The sequence below is a fragment of the Ferruginibacter sp. genome (genome assembly GCF_049840995.1).
Classification (GTDB): domain Bacteria; phylum Bacteroidota; class Bacteroidia; order Chitinophagales; family Chitinophagaceae; genus Ferruginibacter.
This window is the reverse complement of record NZ_JASGIP010000006.1, coordinates 178,284-196,867: the sequence shown is the minus strand read 5'-3', so window position 1 is coordinate 196,867 and position 18,584 is coordinate 178,284. Positions and strand designations below refer to the sequence as shown.

The window sequence follows — 18,584 nt, the reverse complement described above, 5'->3', positions numbered from 1 at the left end:
TTTATAATTTGAATAAGATTTACGATAAACTCACTACGCTTGATTTTGCAATTGTTGCAATATACCTTGTTGCGTTATTGGTGATAGGATATATTGCCAGTTTCAGGAATAAAAAGAAAGACGAGACACTTTTTTTAGCGCAGAATTCATTGAACTGGTACAATATCGGTTTTAATATGTGGGGTACCAATGTGGGGCCTTCATCATTGTTGGCGTTTGCCAGTATCGGGTACACGGCAGGTATTGTGGGCGGCAATTTTGAATGGTATGCCTTTGTTTTTTTATTACTGCTGGCCATGGTGTTTGCACCGCGGTATATTGCCAGTAAGGTGAGTACGATGCCGGAGTATATGGGTAAACGTTATGGTAAGAGCACGCAGGATATTTTGGCGGGTTACGCGTTGATAAAAATATTGATCAGCTGGCTATCGCTGGGTTTGTTCAGCGGTGGTATTTTGGTGCGGCAGATATTAGGGATACCCATGTGGCAATCAACTATTGTGCTGGTGGCTTTTTCGGGTTTGTTTACATACATGGGCGGATTGAAGGCAATTGCAAAGGTGAATGTGTTCCAGATGATATTGCTGATCATTGTGTCGCTTACGCTGACCTATTTAGGCCTGGAAAAAATTGGCGGGCTGAGTGGGCTGGCTGCTAAAACGCCGGGGCATTTCTGGAATTTGACCAAACCTGCCTCAGATCCATCTTATCCCTGGCAGGCGATATTGCTGGGCTATCCTGTTTCGGCGGTGGCGTTTTTTTGTACCGATCAAAGTATGGTGCAGAGTGTATTGGGGGCACGAAATTTAAAACAAGGGCAACTGGGTATTAATTTTATTGGCTGGCTGAAGGTGCTGGCGTTGCCGATGTTTATTTTGCCGGGGATCATTTGCTTTGTGTTGTTCCCTAATATCGGCGATGATAAGCTGGCGTATATGACGATGGTGACGAATTTATTTCCGGCGGGGCTGAATGGTTTGGTGATTTGTGTATTGATAGCGGTGCTGGTGGCTACGATCGGTTCTTCTTTGAATGCGTTGAGTACGGTGTTCACTAAAGATATTTATGTAAACAACATCAATAAAAATGCTACGGTAAAGCAGCAGGTAAATGTAGGCCGTATGGTGGTGATCGGCGGTTGTGTGCTGGCGGTGCTGATGGCCATTGCGTTGGATAACGTGAAGGGCAAAACGCTGTTTGATATTTTTCAATCGATACTGGGTTATTTGGCGCCACCGCTGGCCGTTACTTTTTTGCTGAGTGTGTTCTGGAAAGGTACCACTAAGCTGGCAGTGAATTTTATTTTATCAGTTGGTTCGGCTATCAGCCTTTTTACAGGGGCCTTGAACTTATGGATATTGCCACCGAATAAGGATACGGGCGAGAATACCTGGTGGCCGCATTATTTTTTAGTATCGTTTTATTTGTTTGCTTTATTGTTTGTACTGGCGGTGGTGATATCGCTGGTGGACAGGAATAAAGTAAAGGCAACAATTGAAGAAGGTGAACTGCCGAAAACAAGTAAGCAGGTAAAAATATTATTTGCTTTACTGGGTTTGGTGATCGCTGCTTTATATATCATTTTTAATGGACATTAATCTATGAACAGAATAACTTTTATTATCAAAGGTTGTAATGACAACCGCAGAGAACAGGAGAGACATGAGTTTTCGCAGAGATACTCAGGGAAAACTCCTTTTCTCTTTTTCTCAGCGGTAAAAAGACCCCTCTTGCTATTATTGCTTTCAATTTTACTGGGACAGTTTGCATTTGCACAAAAAGCTACGTGGATATGGTATCCCGGGGATTTTGAAATTGACCTGGCCAATAAGATGCAGAACCGGAGAACAGACCGCAATACATTTTTTCCACCCTTCTGGAAGATGGATGCGCATTATGTGCTGATGGATTTTCATACAATAGTAGATCTGAAAGAACCGGAAACGATCACGGTACATGCCGAAGGAACTTTTAACCTGAAGCTGGATGGACAGGCAGTTGAAAGTTGGGTGCACCAATTATATGTGCCCGCAGGCAAACACAAGATCAATGTAAAAGTGTGGAACGAAGCGAGCGCCCCCGCCATTTTTGTGCAGGGAAAAACCATTGTGAGTGATAATAGCTGGTTGGTTACTTTTGAAGACAAAGAATGGATAGATGAAAGCGGCAAGACATCGGATATTTCTGCCACCAAATGGCTGAATGCCGGCAGCTGGAATTTTAATGATCCTGCGCAGCCGCCTTCTAAATTTAAATTACCTACCAGGCTTATTGCTGCAGTAAGTAAAACGGTAAACAAGAATTCAACACTTGTAGATTTTGGAAAAGAAACTTTTGGCTTTTTAAAACTGCATAACCTTAAAGGTATTGGCGACCTGGTTATCTATTATGGTGAAAGCAAAGAAGAAGCATTGAGCGAAACGGATGCTATGACGCTGGACAGGTTATTCATTAATCAAAAAGAAGCGAAAGATTCTGTGATGCCTTTATCAAAAGCTTTTCGATATGTGAACATTGTTCGGGAAGAAGGATCGGTTTCGTTTGATGATGTGAGCATGCTGTATGAATATGCGGATGTAAAACAAAGAGGCGCTTTTACCTGTTCCGATACATTGATCAATAAGATCTATGATATATCAAAATATACTCTGGAGTTGAACACCCGGGAATTTTTTATTGATGGTATTAAACGTGACCGCTGGGTATGGAGTGGTGATGCGTACCAGAGTTATTTGATGAATTATTATTCTTACTTCGATAATCCCACTGTTACCAGGACGATGATGGCGCTGCGGGGCAAGGACCCTGTCACGGCGCATATCAATACCATACTCGATTATACTTTTTACTGGTTCATCAGTGTGTATGATTATTATTTGTACACGGGAGATAAAAAGTTCATTGAGCAGTTCTATCCCCGCATGCAGTCGATGATGGATTATTGTTTGAGCCGACGCGATAAGAACGGCTTAATGGAAGGCTTATCCGGCGACTGGACCTTTATTGACTGGGCAGCGGGATTGAGCAAGAAGGGGGAGATAAGTTTTGAGCAAATGCTGTTTGCAAGAAGTTTGGAAACCATGTCGTTGTGTGCGGATATTGCCAATGATAAGAATAATGCGGAGGCGTATAAAAAACTGGCGGCGGATATTAAGCAAAAGGTTTTTTCGCTGTACTGGAACGATCAGAAGCAGGCGCTGGTGCACAGCCGTGTGGATGGTAAACAAACGGAAAATGTTACCCGCTATGCCAATATGTTTGGTATCTTTTTTAATTATTTTACCGAGGGGCAAAAGCAGGCCGTGAAGCAACATGTGCTGCTGAATGATTCTATACAAAAGATAACTACACCGTATATGCGCTTTTATGAACTGGAAGCGTTGTGCGCCATGGGAGAACAACCGTATGTGCTGAACCAGATGAAATCGTATTGGGGTGGTATGCTGAATTTAGGCGCCACCAGTTTTTGGGAGGAGTACAATCCTGATAAGAAGGGTGCAGAGCATTTGGCGATGTATGGCAGAAAATTTGGCAAGAGCCTGTGCCATGCCTGGGGTGCCAGCCCTATTTATTTATTGGGAAAATATTATTTGGGTGTGATCCCCACTAAGCCGGGTTATGAAACGTATACTGTGCAACCGCAATTGGGCGGCCTGCAATGGATGCAGGGCAAAGTGCCTACACCGGATGGTGATATTGATGTATATATGAGTGTTAAAGAAATTAAGATCACCGGTGCTTGTGGTACAGGTACGCTGTTGTTTAAAAGCAAAAACAAACCAGTGTGTAAGGAGGGCGTGATAGCTGATAAGGGCAATGGGAATTATGAATTGGTGATCGAGAAGGGTAAGAGTTATGTTGTTGCATATAAGTAATAAACATTAAGAAGTTAAGGATAGTTAAGCTTAACTACTCTTAATCCTTTAATGTCTTAATGGTGAAAAAAAATTGCATGAAGAAATACTTGATCATAATAAATGTTTTGTTGTCGCAGGGAGTGTTGGCGCAGAATGGGCTGACCAATACGATGCAGAGCCCGCATGCAAAGCTGAACAGCGTGGGTATGAGTGATGTGCAATGGACCAAAGGTTTTTGGGCGGAGCGCTTTGAAGTGTGCAGAGATTCGATGGTGCCGCATTTGTGGGCAACGTATACCAGTAAGGACTTTTGTTATTCTTTTCAAAACTTCCGGATAGCGGCGGGGCTGGATACGGGGAAGTTCCGTGGTCCTTCATTTCATGATGGTGATTTTTATAAAACGCTGGAAGCAGTGGCTGCTTTGTACGCATCTACCCAGGATAAAAAACTGGATGCGATGATGGACGAAGCTATTGCTGTGATAGCAAAGGCGCAGAAAGATGATGGTTATATTTATACCAAGGCCATTATTGAACAAAAGAAAAGCGGGCAAACGAAAATGTTTGATGATAAGCTGAGTTTTGAAGCCTATAATTTCGGGCATTTGATGACGGCGGCCTGTGTGCATTACCGGGCAACGGGCAAAACCACTTTACTGAATGTGGCTAAAAAGGCGGCTGATTTTTTAATTGGTTTTTATAATACCGCTACGCCGGAGCAGGCAAGGAATGCTATATGTCCCTCGCATTATATGGGCTTAACAGAATTGTACCGTGCCACCGGGGATAAAAAATATTTAGCGCTGGTAAACAAACTTATCGATCTGCGGGGCGAAACGGAAGGCAGTGATGATAACAGCGACCGTTTGCCTTTCAGGAAAATGACCACGGTGAATGGCCATGCTGTAAGGGCGAATTATTTATTTGCAGGCGCTGCTGATCTGTATGCAGAAACTGGTGATGAAAGTTTATTGCATACATTGAATTTGATGTGGGATGATGTGGTGAATCATAAAATGTATGTTACCGGCGGCTGTGGCGCTTTGTATGATGGTTTGTCGCAGGAAGGGATCTCTTATAAACCCGATTCGATACAAAAGATACAACAGGCTTATGGCAAGGATTACCAGTTGCCGAATAAAACAGCGCATAATGAAACCTGTGCTAATATTGGCAATGTGCTGTGGAACTGGCGTATGCTGCAGCTTACAGGCGAATCGAAATATGCGGATGTGGTGGAACTGGAATTGTATAACAGTGTGCTGAGCGGCATCAGTATAGATGGGAATAAATTCTTTTATACCAACCCGCTGGCGGCTTCTGCAGCTTATCCTTACGACCTGAGATGGAGCGGTGGCAGGCAAAAATATATCAGCAAGAGTAATTGCTGCCCGCCGAATACCATCCGCACTATTGCGGAAGTGAGTGATTATATGTACAGCATTGGTGAAAAGGGTTTGTATATTAATTTGTATGGTGGGAATGTGTTGAATACGGAATTGCACGACGGGCAGAAAATAAAAATTGAGCAGACGACCAATTATCCCTGGGATGGAAAGATCACTGTGACCATAAAAGAAGCAACTGCGAAAGCGGAAAATATTTTTTTAAGGATACCGGGTTGGTGCAAGGGTTATACTTTAAAGATCAATAACAGTTCTCCTAAAGTGAGGGATATGGAACAGGGTTATGTGATCGCCGGCAGGCAATGGAAAGCGGGTGATAAAATAGAACTGGAACTGAATATGCCGGTGACACTTTTGGAAAGCAACCCCATGGTGGAAGAAACAAAGAACCAGGTGGCGGTAAAACGTGGGCCTGTTGTGTATTGCCTGGAATCTGCTGATCTGCCGAATGAAAATGTTTTTGATGTAATTGTTCCTGCTTCAATAAAATTACAACCAGTGCCAATGAAGATCGATATTGGTAATGTGATGGCTTTAACTGGGGAAGCAAGGATTGCTGCAGATAAGAGCTGGAAAAATACTTTGTATAAAGAACTGAACACAACGACTAAGCCTGTAAAATTAAAACTGATCCCTTACTATGCATGGGCCAACAGGGGGCAGACGGATATGACGGTGTGGATGGATTTAATGCGTTAATTGGTTAATTAGTTGATTGGTTAATTTGTTTATTAGTATTTGTAAAACTGGATATGGAACGGATAATAGCAAACTATTTTATTGAAACGCCTTATGCACCGGAGCAGGCGGCACAGGTGTTGGCAGGCGAACAATCGTCGGGCACTTTTGTAGCAGTGCCGGGAGAAACGGAAGAACTGAAGCAACGCTTTGCAGCGAGGGTGGAAAGTGTGGAAATGCTGGAAACAGTTACAGAACCTGCCATACCCGGAGCAACCAGTAAGGATGGTAAATATCATCGAGCGATAGTAAAAGTTTCCTGGAGTATTGAAAACTTCGGGTACAATTTACCCGTGATGGTTTCCACTCTGCAGGGTAATTTGTACGAGATCACGCAATTCACGGGATTGAAATTAATGGATATTGAATTGCCGGCATCTTTTGGTACACAGTACAGCGGCCCTGCTTTTGGTATTGAGGGCTGCAGAAAATTAACCGGTGTAAGCGACAGGCCATTGATCGGCACCATTATTAAACCATCCATTGGTTTATCAGTTGATCAAACTGCCGCTATTGTAAAAACGCTGGCCGAAGCGGGAATTGATTTTGTAAAAGATGATGAGCTATTATCTTCTTCTGCCAATAGTTCTTTTAATGACCGTGTGGATGCAGTGATGAAAGTGATCAATACGCATGCGGATAAGACGGGTAAGAAAGTGATGTTTGCTTTTAATATCAGCGGCGAAATTGATGAAATGAAAGCACGGTATGAAAAAATTGTGAACAGTGGTGGTACCTGTGCAATGATCAGCATTAACAGTGTTGGATTATCGGCTGCTAAAAAAATATGCGATCAAAAACAACTGGCTATTCATGCACACCGCAATGGCTGGGGTATGCTTACAAGGCATCCTTTATTAGGAATAGATTTCAGGGCCTATCAAAAAATATGGCGGCTGGCAGGTGTAGATCAATTGCATGTTAATGGTATCAAAAATAAATTCTGGGAGAGTGATGACAGTGTGGTGCGTTCGATTGAAGCCTGTTTAACGCCGTTGTTCGATCATAAAAAAGTATTGCCGGTGGTATCATCGGGGCAATGGGGCGGGCAGGCTTTTGAAACTTATGCAAGAACAAAAACGGTGGACCTGTTGTACATGGCCGGTGGCGGCATCATGGCGCACCCGATGGGCGCTGCGGCCGGCGTGATGGCTTTGCAGCAGGCATGGAAGGGTGCAGTGGATGGGATGACATTGGAGGAAGCAGCGAGGATGTACCCGGAATTTAATAGATCGGTAAAGAAATTCGGGAAGTAGAACACGGATGACACTGATCAAACGGATTTAAATGGATCTTATTTGCGATGCAAAAAATACTGTTAGCTTTTTACGGCGATGATTTTACGGGCAGCACGGATGCGCTGGAATTTATTTGCCGTGCGGGGGCTAAAGCAATATTATTTATTGAACCACCCACAACGGAGCAATTAAAAAAATATCCTGACCTGGATGCTTATGGCGTGGCGGGTAAAACACGTTCGCTGCCACCCAAAGAAATGGAAGGTATTTTACTGGATGCTTTTGAAAAGATGAAAGTAACCGGTGCCGGGCATGTACATTATAAAGTATGTTCCACATTTGATTCTTCACCAGTAATTGGCAGTATAGGTAAAGCAATTGATTGCGGTGCCACGGTATTTAATAATAAAACAATTCCTGTACTTGGTGGTATGCCGGCATTGGGCCGTTTTTGTGTATTCGGAAATTTATTTGCGAAGATGGGTATCGGCAGCGAAGGAAAGATCTATCGTTTGGACAGACATCCTTCGATGAGCAAACATCCTGTTACGCCTGCTGATGAAAGCGACCTGCGTTTACATTTAGGAAAGCAAACGGATAAAAAGATAGGGCTGATCGATATCATTGAACTGAAAAAAGCAGCAACGGATATTTGTTGGGAGGAGCAAGTGGTTTTGCTGGATGCTTTGAATGAAGCGCATTTATTGAAAGCGGGTGAATGGATGGAGCTGCAGCGGAAAGACAATATTTTATTTTCTGTTGGTGGTTCGTCAGTAGAAATGGCATTGGGAAAATACTGGAATGAAAAACAATTGCTGCAACCTGTTGATGAATGGAAAGCACCTGGGAAAGTGCATCCTTTGCTGGTGATATCCGGAAGCTGTTCGCCTGTAACGGCTGCACAGATCGCTTATGCAAAGGCGAATGGGTTTGAGGAAGTGATCATTGATGCGGTGAAAATTTGTAATGACGGTATAGTTGAAGAAGCGGTGTTTAAAAATGTTAATGCATTATTGCAGCAACAAAAAAATGTGATCGTTCATACAGGGGAAAAACAAACGGATAATCTCTCTTCTGAAAAGCTGGGTACTGCGTTGGGGACTATTGCAAAGAAAGCAGCAGAAGGCTCATTGGTAAAAAGAATTGTAGTTGCAGGTGGAGACACGAGCAGTTATGCTGCAAGGGCGATGGAAATAGAGGCGGTAGAAATGATAGCGCCGATCATCATTGGTGCGCCATTATGTAAAGCAATTTCTGATAATAAATACATGCATGGAATTGAAGTGAATTTTAAAGGTGGGCAGGTAGGGAGTGAGAATTATTTTGAGGTGTTGCTGAATGGCGAGTCGTGAGTCGTGAGTCGTGAGTCGTGAGTCGTGAGTCGTGAGTCGTGAGAAATTTGGCTGTGCAAGATACAAATTAACCGGTTGTATTTTGTCCCGTAGGGACATCTCGTAGGTAGCAAAGGAATGTGGGAGGGGTTTCGTTCCGTAGGAACGTTTGGTGTGTTTGTAAAACATAAAAATATACAATAAGAATATGTCACAAAAAACATTAGGACTGGTACACACATCTGCAACGCTGGTGCCGGTATTTGCTGAACTCTGCAATAAATATCTGCCGGGTGTTAAAACATTCAATATTGTGGATGACAGTTTGATTAAGAATACGATCGCATGCGGTGAGCTGACTGCTTCGACATCAAGACGTGTGGTGAACTATGCAGGCTCTGCGGAAGAAGCGGGTGCGGATTATATTTTATTCACCTGCTCTTCTATTGGCCCTGCGGTAGAGGCTGCGGCTGCATTGACCGGTGTGCCGGTGTTGCGGGTGGATCAACCGATGGCTGATAAGGCAGTGCAAACCGGGAAAAAGATCGGGGTGATCGCAACCTTATCCACCACACTGGAGCCAACCAGCGACCTAGTAAGAAGAAGGGCCATTGTTGCTAATAAAGAAATTGAATTGAAAGCGGTGTTATGCGAAGGTGCATTTGATGCACTGATGAGTGGAGATGCGGCTACGCATGATAAAAAAGTAGGCGATGCGTTGAAACAATTATCAGCAGAAGTGGATGTGATCGTACTGGCGCAGGCGAGCATGGCAAGGGTGGTGGATACATTAACAGCGGAAGAAAAAAAAGTGCCGATACTGGCGAGCCCGGTAATTGCAGTGGAATATTTGAAAGAATTGCTACTGGCTTAATTGCTGTAGGGCTGTACTACACAACTATATGAAAAAATCTTTTTTATACTTGTCGGGTTTGCTGGCGCTGGCATTGGTGGTGACTGTTGTATTGCAACAGTCAACTTTATATAAACCATTGGCGTTGGCAACGGCCGTTTGTTTTGCATTGGGGTTGGCAGCTGTTCCCTCGCTGAAGGGGTATCAATATACCGCATGGATCGTGAGTGCCGTGGTGGCGGGCATGATCTATCCGGAAGCATTTAAGAACTGGGGCAGTATTAACCTGCGGGATAAAACCTTGATACTGGTGATCATTCAGCTGGTGATGTTTGGCATGGGTACACACATGAGCCTGAAAGATTTTAAAGGTATTGCATCAACCGGTAAGGGTGTGCTGGTAGGATTGTTCTGCCATTTTTCCGTAATGCCGCTGATGGGTTTGCTGCTGACAAAGATATTTCATTTTGAACCGGAGATAGCTGCAGGTATTATTTTAATAGGCAGCTGCAGCAGCGGGCTGGCCAGTAATGTAATGGTGTATTTAGCAAAAGCCAACCTGGTATTGAGCGTGATAGTAACAGCCATGGCTACACTAATGGCGCCTTTGCTCACTCCTTTGCTGATGAAGACATTTGCCGGTACACTGATACAGATAAAATTTGTGGACATGATGCTGGAGATCGTAAAGATCGTGCTGGTGCCGATTGGGGCAGCTTTATTGCACGACTATTTAAAACGGGCAACAACGGTACAAAAAAGAAATATTTATATCATAGCAGTACTTGCAGCAGCCTGGATCGCCTGTATGGTGATCTTCCTGCAAAAAAATATCAGTGATGCGGCTGTGCTGCAATCCATCAACCTGTCGGGCTTTTTTGCGGGTGCAATTATTGCCGGTGTGCAGTACAACTGGCTGCATAAAAAATTTCCTGCACTGGATCAAATAATGCCATTGATATCGATGTGTGGTATTATTTATTTTACCACCGTTACCACGGCAGCCGGGCGTGATAACCTGTTGAAAGTGGGACTGCTGTTATTTGTGGCTTCGGTGATACACAATACCGCAGGCTATTTTTTTGGCTACTGGCTCAGCCGCCTGTTTGGTATTGATAAAAATTCCAGCAGGACCATCGCTTTTGAAGTAGGTTTGCAGAACGGTGGTATGGCCAGTGGCATTGCGGGCAGCATGGGTAAACTGGGTACAGTAGGTTTGGCGCCGGCAGTGTTCAGTCCCTGGATGAATATCAGCGGTAGTATTTTAGCTAATTACTGGAGAAAACGACCGGTTGATAATGATAAAAAAAATGATGAAACAAAATAGTATAAGAACCACGAAGACACGAAGGCACGGAGGGGCACGAAGGGTATTTGTGTTACTTAGTATTCTTAGTGGCTTGGTGGTTCCCGCCTTTTCGCAATTGGTAGATAAGACACCGGCTGCAGTTCCTGTAGCGCCTTCCATTTATAACAGAGAGCCTTATGAAGATCCATTGGTGAGTGGTATCAACCGGGATGCGTCGAGGGCAACGGCATATTCCTACGCTACCGTACAGGCTGCATTAAAAAATAACCGGGACAGCAGCAGAAGATATATATCGCTGAATGGTGAGTGGGATTTTTCTTTTGCTTTAAAACCTGGTGATGAGCCTGCTGATTTTTATAAAACAAAAGTAAATGGATGGAAGAAGATTAACGTTCCCTCTAACTGGGAAATGGAAGGTTATGATAAACCAATTTATAAAAGCGCCGTATATCCTTTTCGCCCGGTGAACCCGCCGTATGTGCCGAAGGACTATAATGGTGTGGGTTGCTATCAACGGTCATTCAGCGTTCCGGCAGACTGGAAGAATAAAAACATCACCCTGCATTTTGGTGGCGTGAGTTCTGCTTACAAATTATGGATCAACGGTAAGTTTACCGGTTATGCAGAAGATAGTTTTTTACCGAGTGAATTCAATATCACGCCTTATCTGCAGGATGGCGAGAACGTTATATCGGTGTGGGTTATACGCTGGAGTGATGGCAGTTTTTTGGAAGACCAGGACCAGTGGCGGATGAGCGGTATTCACCGGGAAGTGTATTTACTGGCGGAGCCTAAACTGCGTATCGCTGATTTTTTTTATCAGACTAGACTGGATAAAGAGTATAAAGACGCTACACTGAGCATACGGCCCCGCATGGAGAATTTAACGGGCAAAGCCATGCCGGGTTATCAACTGAAAGCGCAATTGTATGATGAAAATGATCAGCCTGTATTGGCAAAGCCTTTGCAAAAACCGGTGGATGATATCATCAACGAGATACACCCGCGGCTGGACCAGGTAAAATTTGGCTTACTGGAAACAAAGATCAGCAATCCAAAAAAATGGAGTACCGAAGAACCGAATTTATACAAGCTGGTATTGACGCTGGAAGACAGCATTGGAAATATCGTTGAAGTAAAAACCTGTAAACTCGGTTTCCGTTCTATTGAATTCAGGAAGAGCGACAGCAAGTTGCTCATCAATGGCAGGCTCACGTATTTATATGGTGTTAACCGTCCCGACCATGATCCTGTAAAAGGAAAGGCACTGACGAGAGAAATTATTTTAAGAGATGTTACCACGATCAAGCAATATAATTTCAACTGCATCCGCTTAAGCCATTACCCCAGCGATCCTTATCTGCTGGACCTTTGCGATGAGTTTGGTATCATGGTGATAGATGAAGCGAATTTAGAAACGCATGGGCTGGGTGGCAAGCTTGATCATGATCCTTCCTGGACCGGCGCTTACCTGGAACGCATCAGCCGTATGGCATTGCGGGATAAAAACCATCCTTCCATTATTTTCTGGAGCCTGGGCAATGAAGCAGGCAGTGGTCCCAACCATGCAGCTATGGCAGGCTGGATACATGATTTTGATATTACAAGGCCTTTGCATTACGAACCGGCGATGGGTTCACCGAAAGAAGATGGATATATCGATCCTTCTGACCCGAGGTATTTAAAAAGTAATGATCATTCGCACCGCATTCAGAACCCGCTGGATCAATATTATGTAGATATGATCAGCCGCATGTATCCATCCGATTATACAGCACCGCTATTGGCCAATCAACCTAATGGTGATCACCGCCCGATCTTCTTTTGCGAATACGCACATGCCATGGGTAACAGTGGTGGCAATATCAAAGATTTCTGGGATCAGTGGAAGAGTACACCCCGTATCATTGGTGGTTGTATCTGGGAATTCAAAGACCAGGCTTTGTTAAAAAAAGATTCTGCCGGTGTTGAGTACTACGCTTATGGCGGCGATTTCGGTGAAAAATATTTTGACAATTTTACCATCAAGGGTATTGTGAATGCCGACGGTACAGTGAAGGGTGTAATGAATGAATGCCGGAAAGTTTTTCAAACCATACATTGCAGTTGGGCCAACCAGGAGAAGAGAATGTTACGTATTAGCAACAGCAGTGCGGTAAAAAATACGAACGCATATAATATTGTATTGCTGATAAAAGAAGATGGTTATGTGGTGCTTACCAAAGAACTGCCTTCGCTTTCAATAGCAGCGGGCAAAGATTCTGTGATCAGCATTGGCGAATACCTGCCGGAGCTGAAACCGGATGCGGAATATCATGTCGATCTTTTGTTCGATCTTAAAAAAGATGTTGCCTGGGCTGGTGAAGGTTTTGATATTGCGTCGGAGCAATTGCAGTTGCAAAAAGCACAACCACAAAAAATAGTTTTACCGCCGGCACAGCTTACAGTGAATAACGAAAAAAATAAATTGACTGTATCAGGCAATGGTTTTACGATAGGGTTTAGTAAAGAGCAAAAAGGAGGACTGAATTCTTATGTGTATAATGGTGAGGAACAAATAAAGCAAACTTTGCTGCCGCATTTTACCAGGCCATTAACAGATAATGATAAGCGGGGATGGAAACCACAACGTAAATTGAAACAGTGGTATAATAATGATATTAAGCTGGTAAATACAACTGTTGATAAAAAAGCAGACCGTGTAATTGTTAACTGTATGTACAGTTTGATCAATGACAGCGCCAATGTAAAAATGAGCTATGCTATCAGCAATGAAGGTGTGATAAAAGCAGAGTATACTTTAAAGGTAAAGCCAGGGCTACCGAATATGCCTAAAGTGGGTGCACAAATGGGCATTGAAAGAAGATATGCTACTATTGAATGGTTTGGTAAGGGGCATATGGAAAATTATATTGACAAGAATTATGGAGCGGATGAGGGCGTGTACAAATTGCCGATGGAGCAATTTATGGAGAACTACGTGGTGCCGCAGGAGAATGGTAATCGTACCGATGTACGCTGGATGTTTTTAGGCGACCGGTTTAAAGACGGACTGCTGGTAGTGGGCGATAGTTTACTCAGCATGAATGCATGGCCTTATACCGAAGAGAATATACAGGATGCAAAACATACCAATAAGCTGGTGGATGCAGGATTTATAACATTGAATATTGACCTGGTACAAATGGGCGTAGGTGGCAACGATAGCTGGAGTGATGTGGCTGCGCCATTGGAAAAATACCAGGTAAAAGCAAAAGACTATCATTATACATTTTATTTTGTTCCTTATAATGCAAAAGAAAAAAGAGCTGCTGAAAGAGCGAAGGAAATTAAATTTTAACCACCAAGACACGAAGGCAGGAAGTGTCATGAAGTTCCTCTTCGTGTTGCTTAGCGTACTTAGTGCCTTTGTGGTTCAATCACAAGTACCGCAAACTGTAATGCAACAGGTGTATGAAGAAGTGAAAACGCCTTACAAATATGGTATGGTGATCACGCCTGCAGACAGTTTGAAAAAGATCGATTGCCCCTCTGTATACCGCAAGGGAAGGAACTGGTATATGACCTACATACAATTTACCGGCAGGGGTTATGAAACATGGCTGGCGAAAAGCAAGAATTTATTAGCATGGAAAACACTGGGCCGCATTATGAGCTTCAGCGATACCACTGATGCTGCTAACACTCCCTGGGACGCTAATCAGAAAGCAGGTTATATTGCTTTGCAGGATACTAAATGGGGCGGCAGTTATACATGGCAGCGATATAATGATCAATACTGGATGAGTTATATTGGCGGCAAGGATAAAGGATATGAAGCTGGGCCGCTGGCTATAGGTATTGCCTATACAAAGGGCAGCATTACTGATCCGCATGAATGGGACCGTGTAGATCGCCCGGTTTTAACAGCAACGGATACAGCCGTACGCTGGTGGGAGAATAAAAAATTGTTCAAGAGCTCCATTATCTGGGACAAGCAAAAAGCAACCGGCTATCCTTTCGTGATGTATTATAATGCTAATGGCGATACTAGTCATAATACGCCGAAATGGCGCTGGTTTGAGCGTATAGGGATGGCTGTTAGTTATGATATGATACACTGGAAACGTTTTGAAACAGACCCGGTGGTGCATCATAAAATTGGCATTACCGGTGATGGTGTGATACAAAAGATCGGGGATGTGTGGGTGATGTTCTACTTCGGTGCATTCTGGGAAAACAGGAAGAATGAAACCTTTAACCGTTTTGCCTGCAGTTACGACCTGGTAAACTGGACGGACTGGAATGGGGGTGATCTTATACGATCTTCTGAAACGTACGATGCGAAATATGCACACAAAAGTTATGTGGTAAAATGGAAGGGTGTGGTGTATCATTTTTATTGTGCAGTGGATAAGAAAGATGTGAGGGGTATCGCGGTGGCAACATCTAAAGACATGAACCATAAAGACACGAAGGGCACGAAGTGACACAAAGACAAAAGATGAAAAAGCTATTTTCAATCATAGGGATTATTTTTTTGAGTAATGCACTTGTTGCTCAAAAGAACGCTATTGAAAATGCTTTCAAAAACCCTCCTGAGTCTGCGAAGCCCTGGGTGTTCTGGTACTGGATGCACGGGGCTGTTTCCAAAGCGGGTATTACTGCAGATCTGGAAGCGATGAAGGAGGTGGGCATTGGCGGCGCTTATTTAATGCCGATACAGGATACCACTTCATCTATTCCATTTCAGCCGCAGGTAAGACAATTAACACCCGAATGGTGGGCCATGGTGAAATTTGCAATGCAGGAAGCCAGGCGTTTAAAATTGCAGTTAGCCATGCACGTTAGTGATGGGTTTGCGCTGGCAGGCGGACCATGGATAACACCCGAGCGCTCCATGCAAAAACTGGTGTGGACCAAAACCTATGTGAGTGCTGCGGATAAAAAAATACTACTGGCGCAACCGGAATCTTATAAAGGTTATTATAAAGACATTGCTGTGTTTGCTTACCCGGCTAACAGTCGTAACGCATTCAGTAAGGAAAATATAACTCCAACAGTAACGGCGAGTAATGGTACCGGTCCACAGTTTTTAGCAGCAGCAGATAATAACAATAAACAAAGTTTTAAAAGCGATACCGCCTGCTGGATACAATATAAATATGCTGCGGCATTTACCTGCCGCTCGGTTACCATTCATGTGGGCGGCAATAATTACGAAGCGCAGCGACTGATCGTGCAGTCCAGTAACGACGGTATTCATTTCACTACTATCAAACAACTGGAGCCGCCACGCCATGGCTGGCAGGATACGGATGAAGATGTTACCAGCGCTATTCCCGCCACTACTGCAATTTATTTTCGCTTTGTGTATGATAAGGTAGGCAGTGAGCCCGGATCGGAAGACCTGGATGCTGCGAAGTGGAAACCTTCTTTAACTGTACGAGGGATTTATTTATCGGATGAACCGGTGATCGATCAGTACGAAAGTAAGAATGGTTCGGTGTGGCGTATCAGTAAAAGTACAACGGAAGATGAAGTGCCTGCAACTGTTGCCGTTCCATTAAAGAACATTATCGATCTTACAAATAAAATGGACGCATCCGGAAACCTTGACTGGGCGCCACCTGCAGGGCAATGGACCATTGTAAGGATCGGGCATACATCCACCGGCCATACCAACGCAACAGGTGGAGGCGGCATGGGCTTAGAGTGTGATAAGTTCAATATTGCTGCTATTAAAATGCAGTTTGATAACTGGTTTGCAAAAGCATTCAGCAATACAGACCCGGCTGTTGCAAAAGAAGTGCTGAAAGTTTTTCATGTAGACAGCTGGGAGTGCGGCAGCCAGAACTGGAGCGATAATTTTACAAAAGAATTTAAAAAGAGAAGGGGCTATGACCTTACGCCTTATCTTTTAACGATGACAGGTGTGCCTGTAGAGAATGCCACTATTTCGGAAAAAGTATTGCTGGACGTACGGCAAACCATTGCTGAACTGATCAACGATATTTTTTATGTTACACTGAAAGATCTGGCGCATAAAAAGGGTTGCCAGTTCAGTGCAGAATCAGTGGCGCCCACCATGGTGAGTGACGGGTTGCTGCATTATAAAAATGCGGACCTGCCCATGGGCGAATTCTGGCTGAACAGTCCTACACATGATAAACCCAACGATATGCTGGATGCGATCAACGGTGCACATATCTATGGAAAAAACATTATCGGCTCAGAATCTTTTACTTCTGTAAGAATGAACTGGGGCGAACATCCGGGTAATTTAAAAGCATTGGGTGACCGGAATTTTGCATTGGGTATCAATAAAATGGTGCTGCATGTTTTTGCGCACAATCCTTTCATGGATAAAAAACCCGGTGTAACACTGGATGGTGTGGGCTTGTATTTTCAACGTGACCAGACCTGGTTCAAGCAAAGTAAAGCATGGATCGATTATTTAACAAGATGCAGCGCTTTACTGCAATTAGGAAAGCCGGTGGTTGATATCGCAGTGTTTACAGGAGAGGAAGTGCCCAGGCGTTCTGTGTTGCCGGACAGATTGGTGAATACATTGCCTGGTATATTCGGTAAAACAATAGTGGAAGCCGAAAATAAACGCCTGGAAAATACCGGACAGCCGTTAAGACAAATTCCCGATGGTGTTACACATTCCGCCAACATGGCCGACCCTGAGAACTGGGTAGATCCGTTGAATGGGTATGCGTATGATTCTTTCAATCCCGATGCACTGCTGATGATGAGTGTGAAAAACGGCAGCGTGGTTTTGCCTGGGGGCGCTTCTTATAAAATTTTAGTGATCCCTGCTAATATGAAAATGAATCCTGCCAACCGTATTGGTAATTTATCTGTACGGAAAATAATTGCACTGGCGGGAGATGGTGCAACAGTTTTAATAGATTCAGCGTACAAAAATATTTTTGCTTTAAATGGATGCCAACTTCGTTTTAAAGAAGATAAAGGTATGATGGTATCCAAATGGGGACAGGGGAAATTTATTTTGACGCCTTATTGGGCAGACGATTTTGAAGCATTACAACTGTCAAAAGATATAGAGATCGTTGCTGATAAAAGAGATGATTTTGCCTACGCACACCGTAAAGTGGGGAAAGACGATGTTTATTTTATTAGCAACCAGAGAGACAGCACACAGCAGCTGGAAATTTCTTTGCCTAATACAGGGCGTATCCCGGAAATATGGGATCCAGCTACTGGTAAAATAACCGAACCACATGGATGGAGCAATATTAGTTACAAGACCCAGGTATCGGATATTTTATTCCCTAATCAATCAATGTTCCTGATTTTTAGAAATAAGGATACTGGTACAACAGATAAAAAACAGCCCGTTAGTAAATCAATAAATATTTTGTTCACTGGAAAATGGAAGGTAGCGTTTAAAAAAGAAAATGGAGGACCCGGTCAACCTGTGATTTTTGACTCATTGCAAAGTTGGACAGATAATACAGATGCCGGTATTAAATATTATTCAGGAACCGCAGTATACAGCAATACTTTCAGTATAAAAAATGAAGCTGAATTTAACACGGCTTTTATCATGTTTAAAACTATTAATAACATTGCTACTATAAAAATAAATGGTGTCGATTGTGGTACATTGTGGACGCCTCCTTATAGTTTAAATATCAGTAAGGTTTTAAAAAAAGGCGAAAATAAAATTGAGATTGCAGTTTCCAATACATGGCACAACCGTTTAATTGGCGACAATTTATTACCAGTTGAGAAAAGGATAACTTATACTACCGCACCATTTCGCTTAAAAGATAAACCTTTGTTGCCTGCAGGAATAATAGGAGATGTAAAAATTGTAGTTTATTAACAGTTAATAATTTTG

10 protein-coding genes are annotated in these 18,584 nt (G+C 43.3%); all 10 read left to right on the top strand.

Annotated features, from left to right (window positions below):
* The first annotated feature begins 8 nt into the window (after positions 1-8).
* The 10 genes from QM738_RS16065 (at position 9) to QM738_RS16020 (ending at position 18,569) form a co-directional block, all read left to right on the top strand.
* On the top strand, positions 9-1,598 hold the full coding sequence (locus QM738_RS16065) for a sodium:solute symporter family transporter (RefSeq protein WP_462277746.1): 1,590 nt from the start codon (positions 9-11) through the stop codon (positions 1,596-1,598).
* Between the two features lie 132 nt (positions 1,599-1,730).
* Positions 1,731-3,875, top strand: a complete 2,145-nt coding sequence (locus tag QM738_RS16060) for an alpha-L-rhamnosidase-related protein (RefSeq protein WP_462277745.1) — start codon at positions 1,731-1,733, stop codon at positions 3,873-3,875.
* 77 nt (positions 3,876-3,952) lie between these two features.
* Positions 3,953-5,962 (top strand): aceric acid hydrolase, encoded by a 2,010-nt coding sequence (locus QM738_RS16055; RefSeq protein WP_462277744.1) that lies wholly within the window; start codon positions 3,953-3,955, stop codon positions 5,960-5,962.
* 53 nt (positions 5,963-6,015) lie between these two features.
* Positions 6,016-7,257 carry a ribulose-bisphosphate carboxylase large subunit family protein gene (locus QM738_RS16050; protein WP_462277743.1) on the top strand — a complete coding sequence of 414 codons (1,242 nt, stop codon included), beginning with the start codon at positions 6,016-6,018 and terminating at the stop codon, positions 7,255-7,257.
* Positions 7,258-7,304: 47 nt separating this feature from the next.
* Positions 7,305-8,591: a four-carbon acid sugar kinase family protein gene (locus tag QM738_RS16045; RefSeq protein ID WP_462277742.1), complete on the top strand. Its 1,287-nt coding sequence runs from the start codon at positions 7,305-7,307 to the stop codon at positions 8,589-8,591.
* Positions 8,592-8,778: 187 nt separating this feature from the next.
* Entirely contained in the window at positions 8,779-9,444 is a 666-nt protein-coding gene (locus QM738_RS16040) for an aspartate/glutamate racemase family protein (RefSeq protein ID WP_462277741.1), read from the top strand.
* A gap of 28 nt (positions 9,445-9,472) precedes the next feature.
* Positions 9,473-10,750: a bile acid:sodium symporter family protein gene (locus tag QM738_RS16035; protein ID WP_462277740.1), complete on the top strand. Its 1,278-nt coding sequence runs from the start codon at positions 9,473-9,475 to the stop codon at positions 10,748-10,750.
* The gene (locus QM738_RS16030; RefSeq protein WP_462277739.1) at positions 10,734-14,072 is read left to right on the top strand and encodes a glycoside hydrolase family 2 TIM barrel-domain containing protein; all 3,339 of its coding nucleotides are present in this window, start codon (positions 10,734-10,736) and stop codon (positions 14,070-14,072) included. Before QM738_RS16035 ends, QM738_RS16030 begins: the two co-directional genes overlap by 17 nt.
* A 100-nt stretch (positions 14,073-14,172) precedes the next feature.
* Positions 14,173-15,201, top strand: coding sequence for a glycoside hydrolase family protein (locus QM738_RS16025; protein ID WP_462277738.1), 1,029 nt, complete (start codon positions 14,173-14,175; stop codon positions 15,199-15,201).
* A 14-nt stretch (positions 15,202-15,215) separates the two neighbouring features.
* A complete protein-coding gene (locus QM738_RS16020) occupies positions 15,216-18,569 on the top strand; it encodes a glycosyl hydrolase (protein WP_462277737.1) in 3,354 nt (1,117 codons plus the stop codon).
* The last annotated feature ends 15 nt before the right edge of the window (positions 18,570-18,584 follow it).